Source organism: Rhodospirillum rubrum ATCC 11170 (assembly GCF_000013085.1).
In the GTDB taxonomy this organism is placed as follows: Bacteria; Pseudomonadota; Alphaproteobacteria; order Rhodospirillales; family Rhodospirillaceae; genus Rhodospirillum; species Rhodospirillum rubrum.
The window spans coordinates 3,418,622-3,443,932 of the sequence record NC_007643.1 but is presented as its reverse complement, the minus strand read 5'-3'; the positions used below and the strand labels follow the sequence as shown (position 1 = coordinate 3,443,932).

General features: G+C 67.3%; 25 protein-coding genes. 14 read left to right on the top strand and 11 right to left on the bottom strand.

The window, feature by feature from the left end; translation table 11 throughout:
- Positions 1 to 31 precede the first annotated feature (31 nt).
- Genes RRU_RS15445 through cobJ form a run of 3 tightly spaced genes read left to right on the top strand, consistent with a single transcriptional unit; the run spans position 32 to position 2,162 of the window.
- Positions 32 to 658 (top strand): precorrin-8X methylmutase, encoded by a 627-nt coding sequence (locus RRU_RS15445; RefSeq protein WP_011390739.1) that lies wholly within the window; start codon positions 32 to 34, stop codon positions 656 to 658.
- Positions 655 to 1,389 (top strand): precorrin-2 C(20)-methyltransferase, encoded by a 735-nt coding sequence (locus tag RRU_RS15440; RefSeq protein ID WP_011390738.1) that lies wholly within the window; start codon positions 655 to 657, stop codon positions 1,387 to 1,389. The genes RRU_RS15445 and RRU_RS15440 overlap by 4 nt, the downstream gene beginning before the upstream one ends.
- Entirely contained in the window at positions 1,386 to 2,162 is a 777-nt protein-coding gene (gene cobJ / locus RRU_RS15435) for a precorrin-3B C(17)-methyltransferase (protein ID WP_011390737.1), read from the top strand. The genes RRU_RS15440 and cobJ overlap by 4 nt, the downstream gene beginning before the upstream one ends.
- Positions 2,163 to 2,171: 9 nt before the next feature.
- Here the strand turns inward: cobJ and RRU_RS15430 are convergent, their stop codons facing one another.
- The 5 genes from RRU_RS15430 to crtD all read right to left on the bottom strand — a co-directional run bounded on the left by RRU_RS15430 (position 2,172) and on the right by crtD (position 7,993).
- Positions 2,172 to 2,927 (bottom strand): cobalt-precorrin-6A reductase, encoded by a 756-nt coding sequence (locus RRU_RS15430; protein ID WP_011390736.1) that lies wholly within the window; start codon positions 2,925 to 2,927, stop codon positions 2,172 to 2,174.
- A 9-nt stretch (positions 2,928 to 2,936) separates the two neighbouring features.
- On the bottom strand, positions 2,937 to 4,106 hold the full coding sequence (tcuB, locus tag RRU_RS15425) for a tricarballylate utilization 4Fe-4S protein TcuB (RefSeq protein WP_011390735.1): 1,170 nt from the start codon (positions 4,104 to 4,106) through the stop codon (positions 2,937 to 2,939).
- Positions 4,090 to 5,511 carry an FAD-dependent tricarballylate dehydrogenase TcuA gene (gene tcuA, locus RRU_RS15420; RefSeq protein ID WP_014626486.1) on the bottom strand — a complete coding sequence of 474 codons (1,422 nt, stop codon included), beginning with the start codon at positions 5,509 to 5,511 and terminating at the stop codon, positions 4,090 to 4,092. The genes tcuB and tcuA overlap by 17 nt, the downstream gene beginning before the upstream one ends.
- 71 nt (positions 5,512 to 5,582) lie before the next feature.
- On the bottom strand, positions 5,583 to 6,344 hold the full coding sequence (locus RRU_RS15415; protein ID WP_011390733.1) for a carotenoid 1,2-hydratase: 762 nt from the start codon (positions 6,342 to 6,344) through the stop codon (positions 5,583 to 5,585).
- Between the two features lie 137 nt (positions 6,345 to 6,481).
- A complete protein-coding gene (gene crtD, locus RRU_RS15410; RefSeq protein ID WP_011390732.1) occupies positions 6,482 to 7,993 on the bottom strand; it encodes a 1-hydroxycarotenoid 3,4-desaturase CrtD in 1,512 nt (503 codons plus the stop codon).
- 202 nt (positions 7,994 to 8,195) lie between these two features.
- Here crtD and RRU_RS15405 point away from each other — a divergent pair, with 202 nt between their 5' ends.
- The 10 genes from RRU_RS15405 (at position 8,196) to pufM (ending at position 17,881) form a co-directional block, all read left to right on the top strand.
- On the top strand, positions 8,196 to 9,065 hold the full coding sequence (locus RRU_RS15405; protein WP_011390731.1) for a polyprenyl synthetase family protein: 870 nt from the start codon (positions 8,196 to 8,198) through the stop codon (positions 9,063 to 9,065).
- Positions 9,066 to 9,246: 181 nt separating this feature from the next.
- Positions 9,247 to 10,437, top strand: a complete 1,191-nt coding sequence (locus RRU_RS15400) for a methyltransferase (protein ID WP_011390730.1) — start codon at positions 9,247 to 9,249, stop codon at positions 10,435 to 10,437.
- A 69-nt stretch (positions 10,438 to 10,506) separates the two neighbouring features.
- A complete protein-coding gene (gene bchC, locus RRU_RS15395; RefSeq protein WP_011390729.1) occupies positions 10,507 to 11,460 on the top strand; it encodes a chlorophyll synthesis pathway protein BchC in 954 nt (317 codons plus the stop codon).
- Entirely contained in the window at positions 11,457 to 12,425 is a 969-nt protein-coding gene (locus RRU_RS15390; protein WP_011390728.1) for a chlorophyllide a reductase iron protein subunit X, read from the top strand. Before bchC ends, RRU_RS15390 begins: the two co-directional genes overlap by 4 nt.
- A gap of 103 nt (positions 12,426 to 12,528) precedes the next feature.
- Positions 12,529 to 13,935, top strand: a complete 1,407-nt coding sequence (gene bchY, locus RRU_RS15385; protein WP_011390727.1) for a chlorophyllide a reductase subunit Y — start codon at positions 12,529 to 12,531, stop codon at positions 13,933 to 13,935.
- Complete coding sequence (gene bchZ / locus RRU_RS15380; RefSeq protein WP_011390726.1) at positions 13,932 to 15,374, top strand: chlorophyllide a reductase subunit Z; 1,443 nt, start codon at positions 13,932 to 13,934, stop codon at positions 15,372 to 15,374. The genes bchY and bchZ overlap by 4 nt, the downstream gene beginning before the upstream one ends.
- A 216-nt stretch (positions 15,375 to 15,590) precedes the next feature.
- Positions 15,591 to 15,800 (top strand): light-harvesting antenna LH1, beta subunit, encoded by a 210-nt coding sequence (gene pufB / locus RRU_RS15375; RefSeq protein WP_011390725.1) that lies wholly within the window; start codon positions 15,591 to 15,593, stop codon positions 15,798 to 15,800.
- Between the two features lie 12 nt (positions 15,801 to 15,812).
- Positions 15,813 to 16,001, top strand: a complete 189-nt coding sequence (pufA, locus tag RRU_RS15370; protein ID WP_011390724.1) for a light-harvesting antenna LH1, alpha subunit — start codon at positions 15,813 to 15,815, stop codon at positions 15,999 to 16,001.
- A gap of 116 nt (positions 16,002 to 16,117) precedes the next feature.
- Entirely contained in the window at positions 16,118 to 16,948 is an 831-nt protein-coding gene (pufL, locus tag RRU_RS15365; RefSeq protein WP_011390723.1) for a photosynthetic reaction center subunit L, read from the top strand.
- Between the two features lie 12 nt (positions 16,949 to 16,960).
- Positions 16,961 to 17,881, top strand: coding sequence for a photosynthetic reaction center subunit M (gene pufM / locus RRU_RS15360; RefSeq protein WP_011390722.1), 921 nt, complete (start codon positions 16,961 to 16,963; stop codon positions 17,879 to 17,881).
- A 675-nt stretch (positions 17,882 to 18,556) separates the two neighbouring features.
- Here the strand turns inward: pufM and RRU_RS15355 are convergent.
- Entirely contained in the window at positions 18,557 to 19,900 is a 1,344-nt protein-coding gene (locus RRU_RS15355; RefSeq protein ID WP_011390721.1) for a M16 family metallopeptidase, read from the bottom strand.
- A gap of 5 nt (positions 19,901 to 19,905) precedes the next feature.
- On the bottom strand, positions 19,906 to 21,285 hold the full coding sequence (locus RRU_RS15350) for a M16 family metallopeptidase (protein ID WP_011390720.1): 1,380 nt from the start codon (positions 21,283 to 21,285) through the stop codon (positions 19,906 to 19,908).
- A gap of 211 nt (positions 21,286 to 21,496) precedes the next feature.
- Here RRU_RS15350 and RRU_RS15345 point away from each other — a divergent pair, with 211 nt between their 5' ends.
- Positions 21,497 to 22,729: a multidrug effflux MFS transporter gene (locus tag RRU_RS15345; protein WP_011390719.1), complete on the top strand. Its 1,233-nt coding sequence runs from the start codon at positions 21,497 to 21,499 to the stop codon at positions 22,727 to 22,729.
- On the opposite strand, the gene cobF is transcribed toward RRU_RS15345, so the two are convergent.
- From cobF to lspA, 4 genes are all read right to left on the bottom strand, one after another.
- A complete protein-coding gene (cobF, locus tag RRU_RS15340) occupies positions 22,726 to 23,499 on the bottom strand; it encodes a precorrin-6A synthase (deacetylating) (RefSeq protein ID WP_011390718.1) in 774 nt (257 codons plus the stop codon). The genes RRU_RS15345 and cobF overlap by 4 nt on opposite strands.
- Positions 23,500 to 23,527: 28 nt before the next feature.
- A complete protein-coding gene (locus RRU_RS15335; RefSeq protein WP_011390717.1) occupies positions 23,528 to 24,172 on the bottom strand; it encodes an alanyl-tRNA editing protein in 645 nt (214 codons plus the stop codon).
- Between the two features lie 33 nt (positions 24,173 to 24,205).
- Positions 24,206 to 24,763, bottom strand: coding sequence for a DUF3035 domain-containing protein (locus tag RRU_RS15330; RefSeq protein WP_011390716.1), 558 nt, complete (start codon positions 24,761 to 24,763; stop codon positions 24,206 to 24,208).
- 64 nt (positions 24,764 to 24,827) lie between these two features.
- On the bottom strand, positions 24,828 to 25,310 hold the full coding sequence (gene lspA / locus RRU_RS15325) for a signal peptidase II (RefSeq protein ID WP_011390715.1): 483 nt from the start codon (positions 25,308 to 25,310) through the stop codon (positions 24,828 to 24,830).
- Position 25,311 lies beyond the last annotated feature (1 nt).

Below are 25,311 nucleotides of genomic sequence, written 5' to 3'. Positions count from 1 at the left end.
GGAGCCGGCTTTGCCGAGAACGAGGGGTGCGATGATCGATTATAGCCGCGACGGCGCCGATATCTACCGGCGGTCCTTTGCCATCATCCGGGCGGAGGCCGATCTTTCGCGCATCCCGGCCGATCTGGAAAAGCTGGCGGTCCGCGTCGCCCATTCCTGCGGCATGGTCGATGTGATCAATGATCTGGTGTTCTCGCCCCAGGCCGGAGCGGCCGGGCGGGCGGCCTTGGCCGCCGGGGCGCCGATCCTGTGCGATTGCAAGATGGTGGCCGAGGGCATCACCCGCTCGCGGCTTGAAGGCGGCAACCCGGTGATCTGCACCCTGGCCGACAGCGGCGTGCCCGAACTGGCCCGCGAGATGGCCACCACGCGTTCGGCGGCGGCTTTGGAGCTGTGGCGGCCGATGCTGGCCGGGTCGGTGGTCGCCATCGGCAACGCGCCGACGGCGCTGTTCCGTCTGTTGGAAATGCTTGATGGCGGGGCGCCGCGCCCGGCCTTGATCCTGGGCTTTCCGGTCGGCTTCGTCGGCGCGGCCGAATCCAAGCAGGAATTGGCCGAGAACAGCCGCGATGTACCCTTTGTCGTGGTGCGTGGACGGCGCGGCGGCAGCGCGATGACGGTGGCGGCCATCAACGCCCTGGCGACGGAGCGCGAATGATGGCGGACAAGGGACGGCTGTTTGGCCTGGGCGTCGGTCCGGGCGATCCCGAATTGATCACGCTGAAGGCCCTGAAGCGCCTGCGGGCGGCGCCGGTGGTGGCCTATATGGCCGCGCGCGGCAAGGCCGGCAACGCCATCTCGATCGTCGCCGAGTATTTGAGCGAGGATCAGATCCGCCTGCCGCTGATCTATCCGGTGACCACGGAAAAACTGCCGCCGCCGTTCTGCTATGAAACGGCGATGAGCGATTTCTACGACGCCTCGGCCGAGGCGGTGGCGGCCCACCTGGAGGCCGGCCGCGATGTGGCGGCGCTGTGCGAGGGCGATCCGTTCCTTTATGGCTCGTTCATGTATCTGCACGACCGGCTGGCGACGCGCTATGAGACCGAGGTGGTGCCCGGCGTTTGCGCCATGCTGGCCTGCGCCTCGGTCGTCGGCGCGCCGCTGGTCTATCGCAACCAGACGCTGAGCGTGATCTCGGGCGTGTTGCCGGCCGAGGAGCTGGCCCGCCGCCTCGCCGACTGCGAAGCCGCGGCGATCATGAAGCTGGGCAGCAATTTCGCCAAGGTACGCGCCGTTCTGGCCGATCTCGGGCTGCTCGATCGCGCCCTTTATGTGGAACGCGCGACCATGGCCAATCAGCGGACCGAGGCCCTGGCGTCGATCGATCCGGCCAGCGTGCCCTATTTCGCCATGATCCTGGTGCCCGGCCGGCGGTGGGCGTCGTGAGCGGCGGCGGCAAGCTGAGCGTCGTCGGCCTTGGTCCGGGCGATGGCGCGCTGATGGCGCCGGCGGTGCGCGCCGCGCTTGATGCCGCCGAGGAGGTGATCGGCTATATCCCCTATGTCGAGATGGCCGGACCGTTCCGCGCCGATCAGCGCCTGCACGCCTCGGACAACCGGGTGGAGATGGACCGGGCGCGTCTGGCCTTCACCCTGGCGGCCGAGGGGCGGCGCGTGGTGGTGGTGTCCTCGGGCGATCCCGGCATCTTCGCCATGGCGACCGCGGTGATCGAGGCCCTGCACCAGGGCGACCAGCCGGGCTGGGCGGCGGTGGATCTGGAGATCCTGCCCGGCATCACGGCGGCGCAAGCCGCCGCAGCGCGGGTCGGGGCGCCGCTCGGTCACGACTTTTGCGTGATGTCGCTGTCGGACAATCTCAAGCCCTGGGAAATCGTTGAACGGCGGCTGGAACTGGCGGCTTCGGCCGATCTGGTGCTGGCCTTCTACAACCCGATCTCCAAGGCCCGGCCCTGGCAATTGGGCCGCGCCTTCGAGATCCTGCGCCGTTACCTGCCGGCAACCACCCCGGTGGTGCTCGGCCGCGATATCGGCCGGCCGGGGGAACGGGTGATCGTGACCACCCTGGGCGAGGTTCATCCCGAGCAGGTCGATATGCGCACGGTGGTCATCATCGGCTCGTCACAAACCCGCAGCTTCCCGCGCGCCGACGGCCGATCCTGGGTCTATACTCCGCGCTGGTATGGGAGCGAACGGGGCTAACCACCGTCCCTATCGATCCTCTCCCCGCAAGCGCTCCACCCAGGTCACCGCCTCGTCCGGGGTGGCGGCGGTGGGCAGGGGGGGGCGTTTGGGGCGGCGGCGCATGATGACGCGCAGGCCCAATTCGCGGGCGGCGGTCAGTTTGGCGTCGGTGGCGGTGCCGCCGCTGTTCTTGCAAACGATGGTGTCGATGGCCCGCGCGCCGAGCAGGGCACGTTCCGAGTCCAGCGAGAACGGGCCGCGGGCGAGCAGAACCTCGGCATGGGCGAAGGGCGGCAGCGGATCGGGGGCGTCGACCGAGCGGATCAGGAACCACAGGTGGCGCAAGGGGGTGAAGGCGTCGAGGTCCTGGCGGCCGAGCGCCAGCAGCACCCGATTGGCGGCGTAATCAAGAATTCCGGCGGCTTCTTGCCAGTTATCGACCTCGGCCCAGCGGTCGTAATCGCCGGCCACCCAAGCCGGACGCTCCAGGCGCAGCAGCGGCACCCCGGCCTTGTCGCAAGCCGCCGCCGCGTTCCAGCCCATGGTGCTGGCGAAGGGATGGGTGGCGTCGATCACCGCGTCGATTCTTTCCGTCGCCAGATAAGCGCCCAGGCCGTCGATGCCGCCGAAACCGCCGATTCGACAGGCCCCCGCCGGGCGGCGCGGGGTGGCGGTGCGTCCGGCCAGGGAACTGATCACCCGCAGGCCAGGCGCGGAGTCGAGGGCGGCGGCCAGGGCATAGCCTTCGCTGGTTCCACCGAGAATGAGCAGGCTAAGGGACATGGGAAACCTTCACGGAAGATCGCGATCAACGCCCGGTCTTTCGGCCAAGGGAGCGCGCGGATCGGTGCGCCGTTCGGCCGCCGAGCGCAGCAAGGCCGCCGCCCGGTAGGCGCCATGGACGAATTTGCCGTAGGGCAGGGTGATAAAAAAGCCCAGAACCGTGCCCAGATGCAAGGCGAGCAGCAGGCCCATCGCCGCCGTGTCGCGCAGGGCGAGCAGGACCAGACCGCTGAGCGCCACCGCGATCAGCATGGCCAGCAGGCAGCGGTCGGCGCCCAGGGTCTCGGCCGCCTGGGGCTCAGGGTCGGCGTGGCGTTTGAGCCAGGCCAGACCGCTCGCCCCCCCCACCATCAGGCAGCCGCCAACCAGCCCCAGCAGCACCGGCAGGCTGGTTAAAGGATAGGGGGCCTCGCGCCCCAGGCCATGGTGATAGACGGTCGCGGCGAGGGTCGAGCCCAAACACAGCAGGAATCCGCCGGCCAGGGCATGGTGAAGCCAGCGGCGGCGATGGCTCGGGCGATCGTCGGTCTCGAAACAGCCCCGGCCGCCGCCCTTGAGATTGCGCAAGGAGACGATATCGGCCAAGGCCCGCCCCCAGACGCGGGCCAGCGGGGCGGCGGGCGGTCCCTGGGCGCCCTCCCGCCAGAACCGCGCCACGCCCAGGCCGACGGCCAGCGCCGCCCAACCCAGGGTGAGCAGGGCGATCGGCGTCATCACCCCCCAGGGGATCACCCCATAGAACGCCCCGGGGGCGGCATTGGCGGCGAACAGATCCTGCGACGGAACCAGCAGCACGGTAAGCAGCGGCACGACCAGCGTGGCCGCCAGGGCCAGGGCCAGCACGGCCGGTCCTTTCAGGGGGCGGGGCCAAGCATGGCGGGCGTAGCTTTCGGCCCGCACCCGGGCCAGGGTGGCGGGAACGACGATGGCGAAGACATGGGGCGGCGTGTATTGGCAGGCGTGCCAGCAGGCCTGACAGCCATGGCAGAGATGGGCGAGATGGCCGAGATCGCCCGACGTCAGGGCCGGCCGGCGCTCGGCGGCGCGGAAGACGTCGCATAATCCGGTGCAATAGCCGCAAACAGTGCATAGGGCGAGAACCCGGCGGGCCTCGGCCTCGGCGGCGGAGGCGCCGGGCGCCGGCGCGGGTGGGGGGGGGAGGTCACAGGGATCGAACACGCCGCGCCGCTCCTTCGCCGGCAAGCCGGCCAAATACCCCGCCAATGGTCAAAGCCGCCCCCGACAGATAGCCCGCCCCGAGCAGCGCCGGGGCCATGATCATGCCGGCGGCGAACAGCCCCAGGCAAGGCCCGTTCTCGCCGCGCCTTACCCGGGCCTCGCCATCGACGCCCACCCCCTCGCCGGTGAAGGTGGTTCCCGGGCGCATCGGATAGGCATGAAAGGGCGGCGCGTTCAGCGGTCGGGCAAGGCGGCTTTTGGCGGGAATGAGGCCCAGGGTATGGGCGTCGTCGCCGGTCCCGTCGCCCGTCCCGCTGATCGCCCGGTTATAGGCGAGCAGGGTGTCGACGAAGGGCGCCACCGGCAGGGCGAGCTTTTCGGCCAGGGCGGCCGGGGTCATCGCCGAAATCGGCGGATAGATCGAGGCCGGCGAGCGGGCCAGCCCGGCCGAATCGAGGATGACATGGGCCAGGGCCCGCGGCCGTCCGGCCACCAGACGGCCCCAGGTGGAATAGCGCGGCGGTCCGATGACGGCGCCCTCGTCGGCGAAGCGCCGTCCGCTGTCATCGACCACGATCCCCCAGGGCATGCCATCGACCCGGGTGACGATGCCGCCGTCCTCGCGCGGGGAACGGGCGTCGACGGCGACCAGATGGCAGGCCCCGGCCACGCCCGCCCGCGCCGCGCCGGCGGCGAAGAGCGCCTTGAGCAGGGCGCCATCGACAAGGGGGCTGCCGCGATTGTGGAAATGGGCGGCTTGGTCGCCCCAGGTCTCGGCCAGCCAAAGCCGATCGCCCTGATAGCCGCCGCTGCCCAGGATCACCGTCTTCGCCGGGCAAAGCGCCAAGGCGCCGCCGGGGCCGGTCAGGGCAATGGTTTGTGGACCATCGGCCAAGGCCACGGCGCTCGCCCGCCAGCCGTTCTCGACCACGACCCCCAGGCGGTGGCAGGTGGCATACAGGGCATTGACCATGGCCTTGCCGCCGCCGCGCAGGAACACCGTTTTGCGCGACCAGGGCAGGGCGCCCTCGGCCGGAGCCTGAAAATCCACGCCCTGGGCGGCCAGCCAGTCGGGCAGGGTGCTCGAGCCGGCGCAGAGGATCTCGATCAGGGCGGGGTCGGCCAGACCGCCGCTGGCCGTGATCAGATCCTCGCGGAATTCCGCCAGCGGGTAGCGCCCGGGAACCAGCGGGGTGGGGGTGTCATGGGCCAAGCGGAAATTGCGCGAATGGCGGCTGTTGCCGCCGCGCAGGGCCTTGGGCGCGGCATCGACCAGCCGCACCGACACCCCGGCCCGGCGGGCGGCGATGGCGGCGCACAGCGCGGCCATGCCGCCGCCGATCACCAGCACATCGCAGGCGGGGGCGGGCTCGGGCGGCGTGGAAGGCGGGGGGATCCTTGGCATGGGGCCGATCATGACCCAGGCGGTGGCGGCGGGGAAAGCGGCTTTTCCCCGGACGCCCTGACCAGAAGCCCTTAACCGCCGCGCCGGGGCATGCGGAAGGGCAGCAGCGGCCAGACCCAGCCGGCGCGCAAACGGTCGAGATCGATGCTTTCATGAACGGCCCGGGTCTCTTCGCCGGCCAAACGGGTGGACAGCAGCGAGCGGGCGTAGAAGGGGGTGTCTTCCAGGGTGCGCAAGACCGTGGGCGGCGCCCCGACGTCGCAGCGCGTTCCCCGGGCCACCCGCCACCCAGTGGCTCCCAGCGGCGCCTTGGGCGGGGGTGAAAAGGCCGACAGCGCGCCGTCGCGGTCAACGCGCAAGGACAACAAGCGGTCGGCGCCTTGGCGCGGGGTCACCTCATAGAGCAGGGCCGCGCCGCCATCGGCCAGCGGCGCCCGCGACCAGTCCCAGCGCGAGAAGGCGTCCTGCAGGGGTTCGCTGCCGCAGTTGAAATCGAAATAGCCATGGCCGTTCCACCGGATGTCGGGATTGTCCATGCGCAATTCCACCCGCGAGCGCGGGGCGAAGGGCCACCACACATGGCGGCCGGCGCCATCAAGGACTTGCGGAACGGTGGTGCGGACCTCGGGATGGATGACCACTTCGCCGCGCACCCGCGCCGGCTTGGGAAAGCTGATCTCGTTAAGCGTGATGCGCAGGGCCGTTCCATCCCAGCGCAGGGCGCTGGGGCCGATGGCCAGGGTGCTGTCATCGCGAACCAGGGCCTCGCGGCCGCGCTCGGTCATCGCCCAGCGCCCGCCGCGTCGGTTGTACAGGGCGACGTTGATGGCCACGTGGTTTTCCGGATCACGGCGCTTGGCCCAATGGTAATAGGGCGAAAAGACGCTGCCGACGAAGGCGATCAGGGTGAAGGCCTGGGCGCCGTCGTCGCTGAAGGCGTCGACATACCACCAGGCATAGCCGCCCGGGGCTACCGGCCGCGCGAAGTCAGGTCCGCCAGAACCGCCTGGGCCGCCAACCGTCCCGATAAGGCCGCCATCGGCACCCCCGGTCCCGGATGGACGCTGCCCCCCGCCAGATAGAGGCCGGGCATCGCCGTTTTCGCCCCCGGCCGGTCGAAGGTCGCCGACCACCCGTGCGACGCCCGGCCGTAGAGCGCTCCCCCCGTCGCCGGGAACAGGCTGTTGAAGTCGGCCGGAGTCGTTACCCGGGTCGCCTCCGGCGTCCGGCGCAGCGTTAGGCCGCAACGTTCCAGGAAGGCGAAGGTCCGGGCGGTGCATGTGTCGAGCTCCATGGCATCGGGAAAGGAAAGATCCCCGCGGGCGGGGGCGTTGACCAGAACCAGCAGCCGTTCGGGGCGGGGCCCGCTCGGGCCGACGGTGGGGGCCTTGTCGCCCCGGTCCTGGGCGCAGACATAGACCGTGGGGGAGCTGGGCAGACGGCCGTGGGTGAAGATGTCGCGGAATTCCCCCGGATAATCATTGCCGAAGAAGACGCTGTGGCGCAGCAGGGGAAACCCCTCCGCCTCCGCCAACAGGCCCCAGGTGACCGCGGAGAGAGAGCGCGCGGTGGGCGGCACCGGCGGAACCGCCGCAGCCACCTGAGGTCCGAAACAGCGCGCGGCCAGGGCCGCCGCGTCGCCGTTGATGAGAACGATGTCGGCGGCGAGACGTTCGCCGCCCTGAAGGATAAGGCCGCCGACCTTGCCGTTTTCCACCAGCACGCTTTCGGCGGTGGTGGAATAGCGAAACGTCGCGCCCTTGGCCGTCGCCAGATCGGCCATGGCCCGGGCGATCTGGTGCATGCCGCCGTCGACCATCCACACCCCTTGCTGCTCGACATGGGCGACCAGCATCAGGGTCGCCGGGGCGAGAAAGGGCGAGGAGCCGCAATAGGTGGCATAGCGGCCGAAAAGCTGGCGCAGCCGGGGATCGTGAAAATGCTCGCCCAGGGCCTTCCACAGCAAGGTGAAGGGCGAGATGCGGGCGAGGCCCGACAGGCCCGACAACCCGGAGCGGCGCACCAATTCGCCCGGACTTGGCCGCTGGCCGCGAATGAAGGGGCCTTCCAAGGCCTGCCAGATGCCGCGCGCCCGGGCGCAGAAGGCGACGAAGCGCTTGGCTTCGGCCGCCCCGGCCAGCTCGCCCACCGCCTCGGTCGAACGCGCGGCGTCGGCGAACAGATCGAAGGGCGCGCCGTCGCCCCAGGTGTGGCGGGCCAGCACCTCGGCGGCGCGCAAACGGAGCGACTCGCCAAGCGAGGCCCCGGCGTCGGCGAAGAGCTCCTCGAACACCCAGCGCATGGTGAAAACCGTCGGCCCGGCGTCGAGCCGGGCGCCGCCGACGGCGATCTCGCGCATCTTGCCGCCGGGCGACGGGGATCGCTCAAGGACGGTGACGCGCAGGCCACGCGATGCGAGATCGATGGCCGCCGCCAGTCCGCCCATGCCGGCGCCTACCACGACCACGTGCTGGGTCTTCACAAGCCTTTATCCTTTGTCGATCGCCATTGACTCGAGCCTACCAAATGTCCATGCTGATTTACAGTTTCGAGTGGCAACTTTTGTTGACAATCGACATGTCGACGGTGCAATCCCTAAGGGATTAGGGGCCACATGCGGGCATGGCGGGCGGCAAGCCGGCGACCCTGTTTGGCGGCTGTTTTCGGGGGCGGGAGACGCGATCATGGATGTTCGGCAACATATCGACAACGTTCTTGAAGCCACGATGACCCGGGCGGATCTGCCCGACGCGCCACCCTTGCTGGCCAAGGCCATGCGCCACGCCGTGTTTCCCGGTGGTGGGCGCCTGCGGCCGCGGTTGACCCTGGCCGTCGCCGCCGCCTGCGGCAATGACCTGCCCGCCGCCGCCGATGCCGCCGCCGCCGCCATCGAACTGCTCCATTGCGCCTCGCTCGTCCACGATGATCTGCCCTGCTTCGACGACGCCCACTCCCGCCGGGGTCAGGCCTCGGTCCATGTCGCCTATGGCGAGCCGCTGGCGGTTCTGGCCGGCGACGCCCTGATCGTCATGGCCTTCCAGGGCTTGGCCAGCGGTCTGGCCATGGTTCCCGAGCGGTTGCCCCTGCTGCTGGGCATCGTCGCCGACGCGGTGGGCATGCCCGCCGGCATCTGCGCCGGTCAGGCCTGGGAAAGCGAACCGACGGTTAAACTGGCCGAATACCAGCGGGCCAAGACCGGCGCCCTGTTCGCCGCCTCGACCATGGCCGGCGCCGCGGCGGCTGGCCGCGAGGCGCGGTCCTGGCGGATGTTGGGCGAATGCCTGGGCGAGGCCTATCAGGTGGCCGATGATCTGCGCGATGTCGCCGCCGATCCGGCCGAACTGGGCAAGCCGGTGGGTCGCGACGCGGCGCTGGGACGGCCCAACGCCGTTGGTCATCTGGGAATCGTCGGCGCCGTGCGCCGGCTGGAAAGTCTGGTCGCCGATGCGGTGGCCTCGGTGCCCGATTGCGCCGGAGCCGGGGCGTTGCGCGCGCTTATTCACAAGGAAGCCGAACGCTTCCTGCCCAAGGAACTGGCGCGCTACGCCGCCTGATCGCTCCGACGCCGCCCTGGCGCCGGAGGTCCGGTTTTCCCGAGCCCGGTTTTCCTGGTCGCGGTGATCCTGACGGAGTCGGGAGCCGCAAGGGGAACCACCAAGGATCGCAACACGCAAGTTGAGTGCCGCTTGGCGCTGGACCGATGGAGCATGGCGCCCTGGGGCGCCGGAACACGCCATGAAAACACTGTCTTCCCATGCCGTTTCCGACGCCCTGACCGGGTGGCGCGACCGTCTTCTGACCAATGACCGCTTCCAGTATTGGGCGATGCGCCTGCCGGGGCTGCGCACGATCGCCCGGCGCCGGGCGCGCTCGTTGTTCGATCTCTGCGCCGGCTTCGTCTATTCCCAGGTGCTTGACGCCTGCGTTCGTTTGGATCTGTTGCCGGTTCTGGCCGAAGGGCCGCAGACGGCGACGGTGGTGGCCGAGCGCATCGCCCTGCCGGTCGAAGGGGCGCGGCGTCTGCTTGAGGCGGCGGTGTCGCTCGATCTGGTCGAGCGGCGACGCGGCGGCCGATTCGGTCTGGGGGCGCTGGGGGCGGCGATGCTGGGCAACCCGGCGGTGTTGGCCATGGTGCGCCATCATGGGTTGTTCTATCAAGACATGCGCGATCCGGTGGCCCTGCTGCGCGGCGAAGCCGGAGAGACGGCGCTGTCGCGCTATTGGGCCTATGCCCGTTCCCAGGCTCCCGACGAGTTGGCCGAGCCGGCGGTGAGCGATTATTCGGCTTTGATGAGCGCCTCGCAGGCTTTGGTCGCCGACGAGATTCTTGACGCGGTGCCGCTGGGCAATGCGCGTTGCCTGATGGATATCGGTGGCGGCGAGGGTGGCTTCATGGCCGCGGTGCTTGGCCGCTATCCGAAGATTCGCGGCATCGTCTTCGATCTGCAATCGGTGGCCGATCGCGCCGCCGACCGCCTGGACGCCGCCGGATTCGAACCCCGCGTGCGAGTCGCCGGCGGCGACTTCCGAGTCGATCCGCTGCCCACCGAGTCGGATGTCATGACCCTGGTCCGCGTCGTTCACGATCACGATGACGACACGGTGCGCGCCCTGTTGGCCGCCGCCCACCGGGCGCTTCCCGACTCCGGCCTGCTGATCGTCGCCGAGCCGATGGCCGATACCCCGGGCGCCGAGCCGATGGGCGCGGCCTATTTCGGGTTTTATCTGCTGGCCATGGGCAGTGGACGGCCGCGGAGCCGGGCGACACTGACCGAAATGCTGCGCGAAGCCGGCTTTGCCGACGTACGGATGGCGAAAACCCGCAATCCGTTGCTGACTCAGGTTCTGGTTGCGCGCAAGGCGGCGCCCGCGTCGCTTGCGGCGGTCGGCGCCAAGGTCCCCCAGGCTGCGGGCGACTGTAAGTAAAGATTGACATTCACGGCAGTCAGGCTAACCTGACAGCAGTTGTTTCGGCTCGAACCACGAGACGCCTTTATGGACACCCTCGCCGTCGTCATCCAAGAACCCGAGCGTCTGACGCTCAGCCGGCTGGATCTCACCGATCCGGCGCCTGGCGACGTGGTCGTGGATGTCGAATGGAGCGGGATCAGCACCGGAACCGAACGGTTGCTGTGGTCGGGGCGGATGCCGCCCTTCCCGGGGATGGGATATCCGTTGGTGCCTGGATACGAGTCGGTCGGTCGGGTGATCGCCGTTGGGTCGCAGGCGCGGGCCAAGGTGGGGACGCAGGTCGGTGATCGGGTGTTCGTTCCCGGTGCGCGGTGTTATGGCGCGGTGAACGGCCTGTTCGGTGGCGCCGCGTCGCGGGTGGTTGTGCCCGCCGATCGGGTGGTCGCCCTTCCCGAGGGGTTGGACGACAAGGGTGTGTTGTTGGCGCTGACGGCCACGGCCTACCACGCCATGGTCATCGCCGGGGATCTCCGGCCCGAGTTGATCGTCGGTCACGGCGTCCTCGGTCGGTTGCTCGCCCGGCTGGTGGTCGGGGTCGGCGGTACGGCGCCGACGGTTTGGGAGCGTAATCCGCAGCGTCGGAGCGGGGCGATCGGTTATGCGGTCGTCGATCCGGCGGAGGATCCGCGTAAGGATTATCGCTGCATTTGTGATGTCAGCGGCGACGCGACGATCCTTGATACCCTGGTGGCGCGCTTGGCGCGTGGCGGTGAGATCGTTCTGGCGGGGTTCTATGAATCGGCCCTGTCGTTCACTTTCCCGCCGGCTTTCATGCGCGAAGCCAGGATCCGTGTGGCGGCCGAATGGCGGCCCGAAGATTTGGCGGCGGTGATCGACATGATCGTTGATGGGCGGATGTCGCTCGATGGTCTGATCACCCACCGCGAGGAGGCCCCGCAGGCCGCCTCGGCTTATCGGACGGCGTTCACCGACCCGTCTTGTCTGAAGATGGTTTTGGATTGGAGAGCTTGCTCATGAGCGCGCCCCTCCGCGATGTGGCCGCGATTACCCCCGCCCCTCTGGCGTCGACCGCCAAGAAGGAGACGCAGGTCATCGCGATCTATGGCAAGGGCGGCATCGGCAAAAGTTTCACGCTCGCCAACCTGTCCTACATGATGGCGCAGAAGGGCAAACGCGTTCTTCTGATCGGCTGTGACCCTAAAAGCGACACCACGTCGCTGCTGTTCGGTGGCCGGGCTTGCCCGACCATCATCGAGACTTCGTCGGCGCGCAAGCTCGCCGGCGAGGACCTTGGTATCGGCGACGTGTGCTTCAAGCGCGACGGCGTCTATGCCATGGAGCTGGGCGGTCCCGAGGTGGGTCGGGGCTGCGGTGGCAGGGGAATTATCCATGGGTTTGAAACCCTGGAAAAGCTTGGCTTTCACGAGTGGGGCTTCGACTACGTCCTGCTCGACTTCCTTGGTGACGTGGTTTGCGGGGGCTTCGGTCTGCCGATCGCCCGCGATCTTTGTCAGAAAGTGATCGTTGTCGGGTCTAACGACCTGCAGTCCCTCTATGTCGTCAACAACGTCTGCTCGGCGGTGACCTATTTCCGCAAGATGGGCGGCAATGTCGGCGTGGCGGGGATGGTCATCAACAAGGATGACGGGACCGGCGAGGCTCAGGCCTTCGCCGCGAAGGCGGGCTTGCCGGTCCTGGCGTCCATTCCCGCCGACGAGGATCTGCGACGCAAAAGCGCCGCTTATCAGATCGTCGGCCGTCCCGGATCCCCCTGGGGTCCGCTGTTTGAACAGCTTGCGATCAACGTGGGGGAGGCACCGCCCCTGCAGCCGACGCCGCTCGATCAGGACAGCCTGCTTGGCCTGTTCAGCGGAGACGAGGTGGGTCGAGACGTGGTGCTTGAACCGGCCACTCCCGAAGACATGCGCGGGGGCGCTGTCGTCGAGAAGGCCTCGCTTGAAGTGGTTTACGATAGCGTCTGAGTTTTTCCGTCCGCCTTTCGTTTGCTTTTCCGCTGGTCTTCGCTCCCAATTTTTTGGAATCCCGTTCGCGATGGCACCCTTCGACCACACCAGTGAAATCCCGATGACGGAGCTGCCCGCCGAGGCGGCCCAGGTCGTCGCCGGGTGCCACGTCGGATCCGACGCGATGCGTCGGTCCGCCGAGGTCGCTGGCAATGGGGCGGTGCTGGCGCGCTATGCGGCCGATTATCCGGCCGGTCCGCATGACCAGCCGCAAAGCATGTGCCCGGCCTTCGGGTCGTTGCGCGTCGGCCTGCGGATGCGGCGGACGGCCACGGTGTTGTCGGGCTCGGCCTGCTGCGTCTATGGCCTGACCTTCGTGTCGCATTTCTACGGGGCCAAGCGTTCGGTCGCCTATGTGCCGTTCTCGTCGGAGACCCTGGTCACCGGCAAGCTGTTCGAGGATATCCGCGACGCGGTCGAGGATCTGGCCGATCCCGCCCTTTATGACGCGGTGGTGGTGACCAATCTTTGCGTGCCCACCGCCTCGGGCGTGCCGCTGCGGCTGTTGCCCAAGGCGATCAACGGCGTGCGCATCATCGGCATCGACGTTCCCGGGTTCGGGGTGCCGACCCATGCCGAGGCCAAGGACATCCTGTCGGGCGCCATGCTGGCCTATGCCCGGGGCGAGGCCGAACAGGGCCCGGTCCAGGCGCCGCGCGGCGGTCCGGCCAGCCGGCCGACCATCACCTTGCTTGGCGAAATGTTCCCGGCCGATCCGATGGGGATCGGCGCCATGCTCGACCCCCTGGGTCTGGCCGTTGGCCCGGTGGTTCCGGTCGGCGAATGGCGCCAGCTTTACGCCGCGCTGGATTGCGCCGCCGTGGCGGCGATCCATCCCTTCTATACCGCCAGCTTGCGCGAATTCGCCGCCGCCGGCCGCACCGCCGTCGGATCGGCCCCGGTGGGCCGCGACGGCACCGCCGCTTGGCTTGCCGCCATCGGCGAGGCTTGCGGCATCGCCGCGGCCAAGGTGGCGACGGCGCAGAACCGCTTCCTGCCGTTGATCGGCGAGGCCCTGGCCAAGGCGCCGATCCGCGGACGGATCACCCTGTCGGGCTATGAGGGATCGGAACTGATCGTCGCCCGCGTGCTGGTCGAAAGCGGCGCCGATGTCGCCTATGTCGGCACCGCCTGTCCGCGCACGCCGTGGTCGGAAGACGATCGCGCTTGGTTGGAAGCCCGGGGCGTACCGGTGAAATTCCGCGCCTCGCTGGAAGATGATCTGGCCGCCGTTGACGCCCTGGCCCCCGATCTGGCGATCGGCACGACGCCGGTGGTTCAGCACGCCAAGCAAAAGGCCATTCCGGCGCTGTATTTCACCAACCTGATTTCCGCCCGGCCGCTGATGGGGCCGGCCGGCGCCGGCTCGCTGGCTCAGGTTATCAACGCCGCCCTGGCCAATAAGGCCCGGTTTGAAACCATGCGCGCCTTCTTCGAAGGCCCGGCCGAAGGGGAGGGCGGGCGATGATGCTGCTCGACCACGACCGCGCCGGCGGCTATTGGGGCGCCGTTTATGTGTTTGGGGCGCTGAAGGGACTGCAGGTGGTGATCGATGGCCCCGTGGGCTGCGAGAACCTGCCGGTGACCGCCGTTCTGCATTACACCGACGCCCTGCCTCCGCACGAGCTGCCGATCGTCGTGACCGGCCTTGGCGAAAGCGAGTTGGGCCGCGACGGAACCGAAGCGGCGATGACCCGCGCCCATGCGACGCTCGATCCCAGCCGCCCGGCGGTGGTGGTGACCGGCTCGATCGCCGAGATGATCGGCGGCGGGGTGACGCCGGCGGGCACCGGCCTCAAGCGCTTCCTGCCGCGCACCATCGACGAGGACCAGTGGCAGAGCGCCGACCGGGCCTTGCGCTGGCTGTGGAGCGAGTTCGGGGCGGGCAAGCGGACGAAGACGCCGGCGCGCCCGGCAGAGGCTAAGCCGCGGGTCAATATCATCGGTCCGTCCTACGGCATGTTCAACATGTGGTCCGACATCGCCGAGATCCGTCGGCTGGTCGAGGGCATCGGCGCCGAGATCGCCCTGGAATTCCCGCTGGGCAGCCATCTGGACGACGTGCCGCGTCTGGCCGAGGCCGATGTCAATATCTGCCTCTACCGTGAATTCGGACGCGGCCTCTGCGAGGCGCTCGGCAAGCCCTATCTGCAGGCGCCGATCGGCTTGCATTCGACGACCGCCTTCCTGCGCACCCTGGGCCAGTTGCTCGGCCTTGATCCCGAGCCGTTCATCGAGCGCGAGAAGCAGACGACGATCAAGCCGTTGTGGGATCTGTGGCGCTCGGTCACCCAGGATTTCTTCGGCACCGCCAGCTTCGGCATCGCCGCCAACGAAACCTATTCCCGGGGCGTGCGCCACTTCCTCGAAGAGGAAATGGGCCTTCCCTGCCGCTTCTCCTTCGCCCGCAAGGCCGGGTCGAAGACCGATAATCAGGCGATCCGTCAGGCGATCAAGGACACGCCGCCGCTGGTGCTGTTTGGCAGCTTCAACGAACGCATGTATCTGGCCGAGGCCAATGGTCGGGGCGCCTATGTTCCGGCGTCGTTCCCCGGCGCCATCATCCGGCGCCATACCGGAACGCCCTTCATGGGCTATTCGGGTGCCACCTATCTCGTTCAGGAAGTGTGCAACGCCCTGTTCGACATGCTTTTCAACATCCTGCCGATGGCCCGCGATCTTGACGCGGTCGAGGCGACGCCGTCGCGGATGCACGACGAGCTGCCCTGGGATGACGAGGCGCGCGCCGTGCTTGATCGCACGGTCGAGGCTCAGCCGGTGGTGGCGCGTATTTCGGCGGCCAAGCGCCTGCGCGACGCCGCCGAGCGCAGCGCCCGGGCGGCGGGTGAAGGACAGGTTACGGCGGCGCGGGTTATCCGCCTGCTCGATCTTCAGGCTGGAGCGTAAGGGCATGGCGCGGATGATCCGCCCGCTCTCGGGCTCGCCACACGAGGTTTTCCGGGGTTTTCCGCTCCTTTCGGGGCAGAACACGCCGGATAACAAGGTCCGTCCCGACCTGGTCGGGTGGACTTCTTACCGCGGTTCTTCACCGCGGTAGAGCAGCCGTTCCCTGCGCGGATGCAGTGGAATGGTTTTCTGGGCAAGAATTAGGAGGTAGCACCTATGGCTGAAGTTAAGCAAGAAAGCCTCTCCGGGATTACCGAAGGAGAAGCCAAGGAATTTCACAAGATTTTCACGTCCAGCATCCTGGTGTTCTTTGGCGTCGCCGCCTTCGCTCACCTGCTGGTGTGGATCTGGCGTCCCTGGGTTCCGGGCCCGAACGGCTACTCGGCCCTCGAGACCCTGACTCAGACTCTGACCTACCTTTCTTAAGGAGACGGCGATATGTGGCGCATTTGGCAGCTTTTTGATCCGCGTCAGGCTCTCGTCGGTCTGGCCACCTTCTTGTTCGTTCTGGCTCTGCTGATCCACTTCATTCTGCTGAGCACCGAGCGCTTCAACTGGCTGGAAGGCGCTTCGACGAAGCCCGTCCAGACCTCGATGGTCATGCCGTCGTCGGACCTCGCCGTTTAATCTAGGTCACGCTCCAACAGTAGCGGACGGGGATCCCGGCTAACGCCGCCCCGTCCGCTGCCGCAAGGCCGGCAGGGCGGCTGCCGTTTCCATACTCCCGACCGGAGGGGCCAGCTATGGCGTTGCTCAGTTTTGAAAGAAAATATCGTGTCCGCGGCGGGACGCTGATCGGCGGGGATCTGTTCGACTTCTGGGTGGGGCCCTTTTATGTGGGCTTCTTCGGAGTCACGACGCTCCTCTTTACCGTTCTTGGCACCGCGCTGATCGTTTGGGGGGCCGCTCTTGGTCCCTCGTGGACTTTTTGGCAGATCAGCATTAACCCCCCTGACGTCAGCTATGGCCTCGCCATGGCGCCGATGGCCAAGGGTGGGCTTTGGCAGATTATTACCTTCAGTGCCATCGGCGCATTCGTTTCGTGGGCGCTGCGTGAGGTCGAAATCTGCCGCAAGCTCGGTATCGGCTATCACATTCCGTTCGCGTTCGGTTTCGCCATCCTGGCTTATGTCAGCTTGGTGGTTATTCGTCCGGTGATGATGGGCGCCTGGGGCTATGGTTTCCCCTATGGCTTCATGACCCACCTCGACTGGGTGTCGAACACCGGTTACCAGTACGCCAACTTCCACTACAACCCGGCCCACATGCTGGGTATTACGCTTTTCTTCACCACCTGCTTGGCGTTGGCCCTGCACGGCTCGCTGATTCTTTCCGCCGCTAACCCCGGCAAGGGCGAAGTGGTCAAGGGCCCCGAGCACGAAAACACCTATTTCCAGGACACCATTGGCTATTCGGTGGGCACGCTTGGTATCCACCGCGTGGGTCTTATCCTGGCTCTCAGCGCTGTCGTGTGGAGCATCATCTGCATGATCCTCAGCGGCCCGATCTACACCGGGAGCTGGCCTGATTGGTGGCTTTGGTGGCAGAAGCTTCCCTTCTGGAACCATGGGTAAGGGGGTACACCGATGTCGGAATATCAAAATATCCTCACCGGCGTGCAGGTGCGTACCGCGCCCCATTCCGCTCCTATCGCCAAGGGGATTTTCCCCCGTCTAGGCAAGCCCGGGTTCTCCTACTGGTTGGGTAAGATCGGCGATGCGCAGATCGGCCCCATCTATCTGGGAACCACCGGTGTCCTGTCGCTGGTCTTCGGCTTCTTCGCCATCGAGATCATCGGCTTCAACCTGCTGGCCTCTGTGAACTGGTCGCCGATGGAATTCGGTCGTCAGTTCTTCTGGCTGGGCCTTGAGCCTCCCGCCGCCGAATATGGTCTGGGCTTCGCGCCCTTGGCCGAGGGTGGCTGGTGGCAGATCGCCGGCTTCTTCCTGACCACCTCGATCCTGCTGTGGTGGGTGCGCATGTATCGCCGCGCCCGCGCCCTCAAGATGGGCACCCATACCGCTTGGGCCTTCGCTTCGGCGATCTTCCTCTTTCTGTCGCTGGGCTTCATCCGCCCGCTGCTGATGGGGAACTTCTCCGAGTCCGTGCCCTTCGGGATCTTCCCGCATCTGGAATGGACGAACTCGTTCTCGCTCAACTACGGGAACTTCTTCTACAACCCGTTCCACATGCTCTCGATCGCCTTCCTGTATGGCTCGGCTCTGCTGTTCGCCATGCACGGTGCGACCATCCTGGCGGTCTCCCGCCTGGGCGGCGACCGGGAAGTCGAGCAGATCACCGACCGTGGTACGGCCGCTGAGCGTGCCGCCCTTTTCTGGCGCTGGACCATGGGCTTCAATGCCACCATGGAATCCATCCATCGCTGGGCTTGGTGGTTCGCCGTTCTCTGCACCTTCACCGGCGCCATCGGCATCCTGCTGACCGGCACCGTGGTCGACAACTGGTTCGAGTGGGGCGTGAAGCACGGTCTGGCCCCGGCTCCCTGAGCCTGAGCTTGATCGCATAGCCTACCGTCCTTGATCGCCTCGCGGCGGAACAGGACCTACGGGGCGGGAATGGTCGAACAGACCGTTCTCGCCCTGTTGCTTTTGGCGGCTTGCGTCTTTGTTTCGAAAGGGGGGGGCTTGCTACGCGGGGATCTTTACGGCCGGGGCATCCTTGGGCAAAGGAGCCCCGGCCAAAGATCGTTCTGGGTAGCGGTCAGAGGCTGTTAAGCCTGAAGCGTCCGGAGGTGGGGTAGGGGGCAAAGAACAAGAGGTATGGCTTTAAGCATTGAAAGCATGGGCGGTCCAGAGGGCGGATCCCCTGGGGTGGATATCGGGTTTCTGAAGGGCGGATCCTTCTGAGACCGTCGATATAATTAGAATGCCTCAAAGCGAGAGAAGTTGCAAAGACATAGTTGGGGGGTCAGCTAATTTTTTTCCCTCCATCGGAAAGAGCGGCGATCCTCTGGGTGTGTGCTCCCCTAAGGCCTTGTTTCCAAATAAAAACGCGCCAGAGGAATCGTCTCTGGCGCGTTTTGATCAAGGGCTGGAGGACCGGATCAACCCCGGCGGGAGGGTCGGGTTCTCCGGCCGGGCGCTGGTCCGCCCGGCCGGAAGGACGCCTGAGAGCCAAGCAAATCGTCGTCGCACTCTGCTGCGGAGTGCTGGGGATTTGCCTTAGCGGACGGCCGGCGCCGTCGGGTCGGCGGCCGGTGGCAGGCCTTCGGGACGGCCGACGACGACGGCGGTCAGCTGATCGGGGGTCATCAGCCGCTTGGCCACCCGGCGCAGATCGTCCGTGGTCAAAGCCAGGATCTCGGCGTTGCGACGATCGATGTAATCGGCGGGAAGGTCGGTCATCCGCATCGAGGCGAGGATGGCGGCCACCGCCTCGGTCGAGGTGAAGCGCAGCGGCCAGGCGCCGGTCAGATAGGTCTTGGCATCGGCCAGTTCCTGATCGGTCGGGCCGCTTTCGGCCATGCGCGCCCATTCCGCCCGCATCACCGCCAAGGACTCGCCCAGGCGGGCGTTCTGCGTCGCCGTGCCGGCCAGCCAGAGGCCGACGGTGCGGAAGGGGTAAAGGGTGCTATAGACCGAATAGGCGAGGCCGCGTTTCTCGCGCACCTCGTTCATCAGCCGGCTGTTGAAGCCGCCGCCGCCCAGAATGTAGTTGAGCACATAGGCGGCCTGCCAATCGGCATCCTCGCGCTTCAAACCGCCCTGGGCAAGCAGGGCGATGCTTTGCGGGATGTCGCGGTCGATCACCGTCGTCGTTCCGGCAAGGCGCGGGGTGGGGACGGGCAGGGGCGGCTGATCGCCGGTGGCGGGCAGGTCGCCGAAGGTCCGCTCGAGCAGGGCGCTTAGGTGCTCGGGCGTGATATCGCCGGCCACGCCGATCGCCAACCCCTGGCGGACCAATTGGCGCCGCACGAAGCCGCGCAGGTCGTCGGCGGTGATGGCGCGCAGGCCCTCTTCGCTGCCCTGTTCGTCGAAGGCATAGGGGCTATCGGCGAAGACGGCGGCGAACAACGCCTTGCTCGCCAGGGTCTGCGGATCGGCCTCGCCCATGCGGACGGCGGTCATCACCTGGGCGCGGATGCGGTCAACCGGCTCGGCGTCGAAACGCGGTTCGTGAAGGGCCAGACGCAGCAGCGCGAAGGCGTCCTCAAGGGTGGCGGTAGTGGTCTTCAACGAACCCGAAAAGCTGTCGCGCCCGGCGTCGAAGCGCAGCTCGATCGCCTGATCCTCCAGGCGGGCACGGAAGGCTTGCGAGTCATAGGGCCCGGCCCCCTCGTCAAGCAGGCCCGAGGCGAGCGTCGCCAGTCCCCGGCGATCGGCGGGGTCGCTGACCGCGCCGCCGGGAAGAATGAAGCTGAGCGAGACGATGGGCAGGGTCGGATCAGCTAGCAGATAGGCGGTGACGCCCGAGGGGGTGGTGACGGTCTGAACCGGCGTGGCCTGGGCGGAGAAGGCCCCCCAGGGCGCGACGAGCAGAACAAGGGCAAACAGCAGGCGCTTCATCGCGATCAACTCCGCGGCTCGGGAAGAAGGAAGCCGGTCACCGAACGGTCGCGCCGGCCAAGCACGGCGCGGGCGGCGGCGCTCACCTGTTCGGGGGTGACGGCCTTGATACGCTCGGGCCAGGATTCGACCTGGGCCACGGAACTGCCGGTGGTCAGGGCCTCGCCCAGCGCCCGGGCGCCTTCGGAAAGCGAATCGCGGGCATAGACCAGACCGGCGGTCAGGCGGCGCTTGGCGTCATCGACCTCGTCGGCCTTCACCCCCTGATCAAGCAGGCTGGCGACTTCGGCATCGACGGCGGCGACCAGATCGGCCATCGCCACCCCGTCGCGCGGGCTGGCGTACAGGCCGAAGCTGCCCCAATCCAGGGCCTCGCCGCGATACCAACTGCCCGCCGAAACGGCCATGCCGCGCTCGATGACCAGATGCTTATACAGCCGGCCGCTGGAGCCGCCGCCGAGGATCTCGTCGAGAACCTCCAGGGCGTCGGCCATGCCCTGGGGATCGAAGGCGGCCGAGGGCGCCACATAGCGCCGCGAGAACGACGGCTGGGCGACCTGGGCGTGATGCATGGTGATGACGGTTTCGGCCGGCGGCGGCAGGGCGCGCAAGGGATCGCGCAAGCTGGCGCGCTGGGGCGTGTCGCGCCGGGGCAGGGCGCCATAGGTGCGCTCGGCCAAGGGCTTCAATTCCGCCGCCGTGATGTCGCCCGCCACCACCAAGATGGCGTTGTTGGGCGCGTAATAGCGGTCATAGAAGGCCAGGGCGTCGGCCCGGGTCAGGGCCATCAGCTCGGGTTCCCAGCCGATGATCGGGTTCTTATAGGGGTGGGTGCCCCATAGCGCCTGACCGATGCGTTCGGACAGCAGTTCGCCCGGTTCGTTATCGGTGCGCGAGCGCCGTTCCTCGCGCACCACCTGGCGCTCGGTCTGGAAGTCCTCCTCGCTCAGCCGCAGATTGGCCATGCGATCGGCCTCCATCTCCATGACCATCGGCAGGCGGTCCTTGGCGATGGACTGGAAATAGGCGGTGAAGTCGGAACTGGTGAAGGCGTTGTCCTGGCCGCCGTTGCGGGCGACGATCTTGGAGAATTCGCCCGGCGGAATGGTCGGCGTGCCCTTGAACATCAAGTGTTCGAGCAAATGGGCAAGCCCGGATTTCCCCGCCGGCTCGTCGGCGGCGCCGATCTTGTACCACACCATGTGGTGAACCACCGGCACCCGGTGGTTGGGGATCACCACCACCTCCATGCCGTTTGGCAAGGTGAAGGTCTCGGGATTGAAGACCTGGGCGCGGGCTAGGGCCGGCAGACCCAGAACCACGAGCACGATCAGGGCCCCCAGGCGTGAGCCCGGTCCCCGGAAACCAAAGCGTCTTTTGATCATCGGTCAAAATCTCTTTCTTGCGGCCGCGACGGCGCCGATATGGGACACCGCGATCACGGCCACAATGGGGCCGCCTGCCGGCGATCCGCCGGCCGCCCCCCCCCATTCCCCGGCTCTTTGGATCTGCGGGCTTTCAACGGCGAAGCGTGTTGCCTATGTTTGGCCTGCCGCGTCCCCCGGCGCGCCTTGAAAACCCTGCCCCGGATCCCCCATGCCCCAGCTTTCCCCGCCCACCGATCGCCATCGCGAGATCGGATTTCCCGAGTTCGTCGGCTTGATGGCGATGCTGATGGCGCTGACGGCGTTGTCGATCGACGTCATGCTGGTTGCCCTGGCCGATATCTCGTCGGACTACTTTTTGGCCGATGCCAATGACCGCCAGTTGGTCATCACCGCCTATCTGCTGGGGTTCGCCGTCGGCCAGCCGGTCTGGGGGCCGCTGTCGGACCGCATCGGCCGCAAGCCGGTGCTGATCGCCGGGCTGGTGATCTATGGCCTGGGCTGCCTGGGCGCCATGGTGTCGCCCAGCTTCGAAACCCTGCTCGCCGCCCGGCTGGTCCAGGGACTGGGCGGCGCCTCGCCCCGGGTGATGACCATGGCCGTGGTCCGCGACCGCTATGCCGGCAGTGGCATGGCCCGGGTGATGTCGCTGTTGATGATGATCTTCATCATCGTGCCGATCCTGGCGCCGACCATGGGCAGCGCGGTGATGGCCTTCGCCCCCTGGCACTGGCTGTTCGGCTTCATGATGGTTTTCGATCTCATCGTGCTGGTCTGGACCCTGACCCGGCTGCGGGAAACCCACCGGCCCCAGCGCCAACTCGCCCCGTCCTTGGGCGGGCTGCTGGAAACCCTGCGTGTCGTCGTCAGCAACCGCCAGACGGTGGGCTATACGGTGGCCTTCGGCTTCATGATGGGCAGTCTGATGGGCTATGTCGGCACCGCCCAGCAGGTTTTCGTCGAGGTTTATCACGAGGTCGAGCTGTTCCCGATCCTCTTTGGCGCCATCGCCTCGGCCATCGCCGCCGCCTCGATCATCAACGCCCGTTTCGTGACGCGGATCGGCTCGCGGCGGATGTCCCATGCCGCCTTGCTGGGGTTCGTCGCCGTCGGGCTGGTGACGGCGGCCTTCGGCTTCCCGGCCAAGCCGCCGCTTGCCCTGTTCATGGCGGCCCTGGGCATCCAGTTCTTTTGCTTCGGCCTGATCGGGCCGAATTTCAACGCCATGGCGATGGAGCCGATGGGCCGGGTCGCCGGGGCCGCCTCGTCGTTCGTCGGCTTTTACTCCACCGCCGCCAGCGCCTTTCTGGGATGGGCGGTCGGCCAGCAGTTCGACGACAGCGTCCGGCCGCTGATGATGGGCTTCGCCGGCTTTGGCATTCTCGCCCTGGTCTGCGTGCTGGTCACCGAGCGCGGCCGGCTGTTCCGTCGCGCCGCCGCCTAACCTTTCGCCTCGTCCTCGGGCTTGCGCAGGATATAGGTGTCCATGATCCAGCCCTTGGCTTGGCGCGCCCGCTCGCGGCGGGCGAGGATCGCCTCGGAGGTTTCGGCCAGCGGGCCGCTGATCAGGATTTCGTCGGGGGTGCCGAGATAGGCCCCCCAATAGATCTCCAGATCGGTTTGGGTGAAGCGCTGGAAGGTGGCATTGCCATCAAGCAGAACCACGCTGTTGTGCAGGCTCGCCGGATCGGCGGTCTCCAGGCGGCGGCCGGTGGTGATCTCGATCGATTCGCCGATGCGGTTGAGCGGGATGCGGTGGCGGGCGGCCAGGGCCTGAACGGCGGTGATGCCGGGAAGGACGTCGTAGTCAAAGGACGCGCCCTCTTCGCCGCTTAAGCGGGCGAGGATCTGCAAGGTGCCGTCATAAAGTCCGGGATCGCCCCAGACCAGAAAGGCGCCGTGGCCCTCTTCGGTCAACTCATCGGTGATCAGGCGGCGAAAGATCGCCAGCCGCTCGGCGTACCAGTCTTCGACCCCGTCGCGGTAGGAGGCGCTGGTATCGCGAACCGGGCTGGGAACGGTGACGACGCGGTAGCGGCCGGGGGTGGCGTGGCGGTCAAGAATGGTGCGGCGCAGGGCCAGCAACTCGTCCTTGCCCCGCCCCACCTTGTCGAGAAAAAAGAAGACATCGACCTCGGCGATCCGTCGCGCCGCCCGCAAGGTCAGGCAGTCGGGATCGCCCGGGCCGATGCCGATGATCGAAACGTGACGCATGGCGCAAGCGTCTCCTTTTGGCCGGCGGCTAATCCCCAGCCAGCAGCACTTCGATGCGCTCGCGGCCCTTGCCGATGTTCTTGCGTTTGAGGGCGAGCGGGCCGATTTCCCCGGTTCGCCGGGGGTGGGTGCCGCCGCAGGGCACGCGGGCGAAGCCCTCGATTTCCCAATAGCGGCGCTGGCTGGCCTCGTCGGAAAAGGCGGTGATGATCGGCAGGTCGCGGGCGATCACCGCCCCGCTCGATTCGAGCAGGCTGGGAAAGATCGGGGCGATCGAGCCCTCCCAGGTGAAGTCGATCCGCGCCTTGTCGGGGGCGATATGGGCGCCGGTCTTTTCCAGGGGGCCGAAATCGCGCATCACCAGTTCCAGAATGATCTCGGCGGCGAAATGCAGGCGCATCAGCCGGTAGCGGCGCGACCAGTCGAGAACCAGACCGACCGGGTCGCCCGGGCTTAGGCCGTGATCGGGGCCCAGGTCGTAGAGGATGGTCAGGCCATCCTTGCGCGCGCCCAACACGGGGCGGCCGCCGATCGTGCCGTGATCGCTTTCCTGGCCGCCTGAAAAGGCATAGAGGATGGTTTCGCCGACCATGACCTCGGGCCCCGCCACCCGGGTGACGCGGGTGTCGAGGGTTTGGCGATAGGGGTCGTCCCAGAACAGTTTATGGGTCATCGCGGTCCCTTGGATCCGGAGGGGGAGCCGGGTTTAGAAAATCCCTTCCAAGAACCCCTTCTCGCGCCGTTCGATGGTCGGGGTGCGGCCGTCGGTCACCGGCTTGCCCAGCGACTGGTTCTCGCGCAGGCGACGGTTTTCGGCCTCGGGGTCCACGGTGCTGCCGGGATCTTCCTCGGGGGCGCGCCAGAACACCAAACGATCGGTGAAGGTGCGTTCTTCGGCGCTGAGCGCCGAGGTTTCGCGGTTGACCACGGTGCGGATATCGGGAATGGCCCGGTCGGCGCCGGCCTTGGCCAGCAGCACCTGTTCGCCGTTTGACAGCCCGCCGGCCACCATCGGCGTCTCAACGCCGGTCAGGGCGGCGCGGGCCGAGTCGCGGGGGGTGACCTCCTGCGGGCGGGCGATGCCGGGCTGGGGCGGGCGCAGGTTGAAATCGGGCGGCATGGCCAGCGGCGCCCGGGTCACCACCTTGAACTCATCGGGGGGCTGGCGGTCGAGGCCAAGGCTTTTCTTGGCGTTGGAACAGCCGGAAAGGGCGAGCGGCGCCAGAAGGGCGGCGGCCACAAGAGTGCGTGCGAAGGGGTTCATGACGGACCTGCTTGCCTGATTCCGAGAAAGGACGGGTTCTTGTTACTCGCCTTGATGACCGGGCTCAACCCCCGGCCTTATCCGTGCCCACCGGCGGGCGATGGACCAGCGTATCGATCAGCAGGAGAATAGCACCGACGGTGATCGCCGCATCGGCGACATTGAAGGCCGGCCAATGATATCCGGCGATGCTGAGATCGACGAAATCGACCACCGCCCCGTGGATCAGCCGGTCGATGACATTGCCGATGGCGCCGCCGATGATCAGCGGCAGGGCCAGCCGCTGCCAGCGGGTTTCCGCCCGCCGCAGCCACCAAGTCAGGCTGCCGGCGATGACCAGGGCCAGCGCCGACAAGATCGCGGCATTCCATTCGCCGTGGTTGTTCATCACCCCGAAGCTGATGCCGCGATTCCACACCAGCACCAGATTGAAAAATCCGGTGACATCGATGACCCGGGGCGGGTCCATCACCCAGGTCAGGATCGCCCATTTGGTGGCCTGATCCAGGGCGATGACCAGGGCGGCGAGCGACAGGGCCGGGGCCATG

Excerpts from the sequence above, each read along its gene's own strand:
- RRU_RS15445 (WP_011390739.1), top strand. The coding sequence starts at position 32 with ATGATCGATTATAGCCGCGACGGCGCCGATATCTACCGGCGGTCCTTT.
- RRU_RS15440 (WP_011390738.1), top strand. The coding sequence starts at position 655 with ATGATGGCGGACAAGGGACGGCTGTTTGGCCTGGGCGTCGGTCCGGGC.
- RRU_RS15430 (WP_011390736.1), bottom strand. The coding sequence starts at position 2,927 with ATGTCCCTTAGCCTGCTCATTCTCGGTGGAACCAGCGAAGGCTATGCC.
- tcuA (WP_014626486.1), bottom strand. The coding sequence starts at position 5,511 with ATGCCAAGGATCCCCCCGCCTTCCACGCCGCCCGAGCCCGCCCCCGCC.
- RRU_RS15405 (WP_011390731.1), top strand. The coding sequence starts at position 8,196 with ATGGATGTTCGGCAACATATCGACAACGTTCTTGAAGCCACGATGACC.
- RRU_RS15400 (WP_011390730.1), top strand. The coding sequence starts at position 9,247 with ATGAAAACACTGTCTTCCCATGCCGTTTCCGACGCCCTGACCGGGTGG.
- bchC (WP_011390729.1), top strand. The coding sequence starts at position 10,507 with ATGGACACCCTCGCCGTCGTCATCCAAGAACCCGAGCGTCTGACGCTC.
- RRU_RS15390 (WP_011390728.1), top strand. The coding sequence starts at position 11,457 with ATGAGCGCGCCCCTCCGCGATGTGGCCGCGATTACCCCCGCCCCTCTG.
- bchY (WP_011390727.1), top strand. The coding sequence starts at position 12,529 with ATGACGGAGCTGCCCGCCGAGGCGGCCCAGGTCGTCGCCGGGTGCCAC.
- bchZ (WP_011390726.1), top strand. The coding sequence starts at position 13,932 with ATGATGCTGCTCGACCACGACCGCGCCGGCGGCTATTGGGGCGCCGTT.
- pufB (WP_011390725.1), top strand. The coding sequence starts at position 15,591 with ATGGCTGAAGTTAAGCAAGAAAGCCTCTCCGGGATTACCGAAGGAGAA.
- pufA (WP_011390724.1), top strand. The coding sequence starts at position 15,813 with ATGTGGCGCATTTGGCAGCTTTTTGATCCGCGTCAGGCTCTCGTCGGT.
- pufL (WP_011390723.1), top strand. The coding sequence starts at position 16,118 with ATGGCGTTGCTCAGTTTTGAAAGAAAATATCGTGTCCGCGGCGGGACG.
- pufM (WP_011390722.1), top strand. The coding sequence starts at position 16,961 with ATGTCGGAATATCAAAATATCCTCACCGGCGTGCAGGTGCGTACCGCG.
- RRU_RS15355 (WP_011390721.1), bottom strand. The coding sequence starts at position 19,900 with ATGAAGCGCCTGCTGTTTGCCCTTGTTCTGCTCGTCGCGCCCTGGGGG.
- RRU_RS15350 (WP_011390720.1), bottom strand. The coding sequence starts at position 21,285 with ATGATCAAAAGACGCTTTGGTTTCCGGGGACCGGGCTCACGCCTGGGG.
- RRU_RS15345 (WP_011390719.1), top strand. The coding sequence starts at position 21,497 with ATGCCCCAGCTTTCCCCGCCCACCGATCGCCATCGCGAGATCGGATTT.
- cobF (WP_011390718.1), bottom strand. The coding sequence starts at position 23,499 with ATGCGTCACGTTTCGATCATCGGCATCGGCCCGGGCGATCCCGACTGC.
- RRU_RS15335 (WP_011390717.1), bottom strand. The coding sequence starts at position 24,172 with ATGACCCATAAACTGTTCTGGGACGACCCCTATCGCCAAACCCTCGAC.
- RRU_RS15330 (WP_011390716.1), bottom strand. The coding sequence starts at position 24,763 with ATGAACCCCTTCGCACGCACTCTTGTGGCCGCCGCCCTTCTGGCGCCG.
- lspA (WP_011390715.1), bottom strand. The coding sequence starts at position 25,310 with ATGGCCCCGGCCCTGTCGCTCGCCGCCCTGGTCATCGCCCTGGATCAG.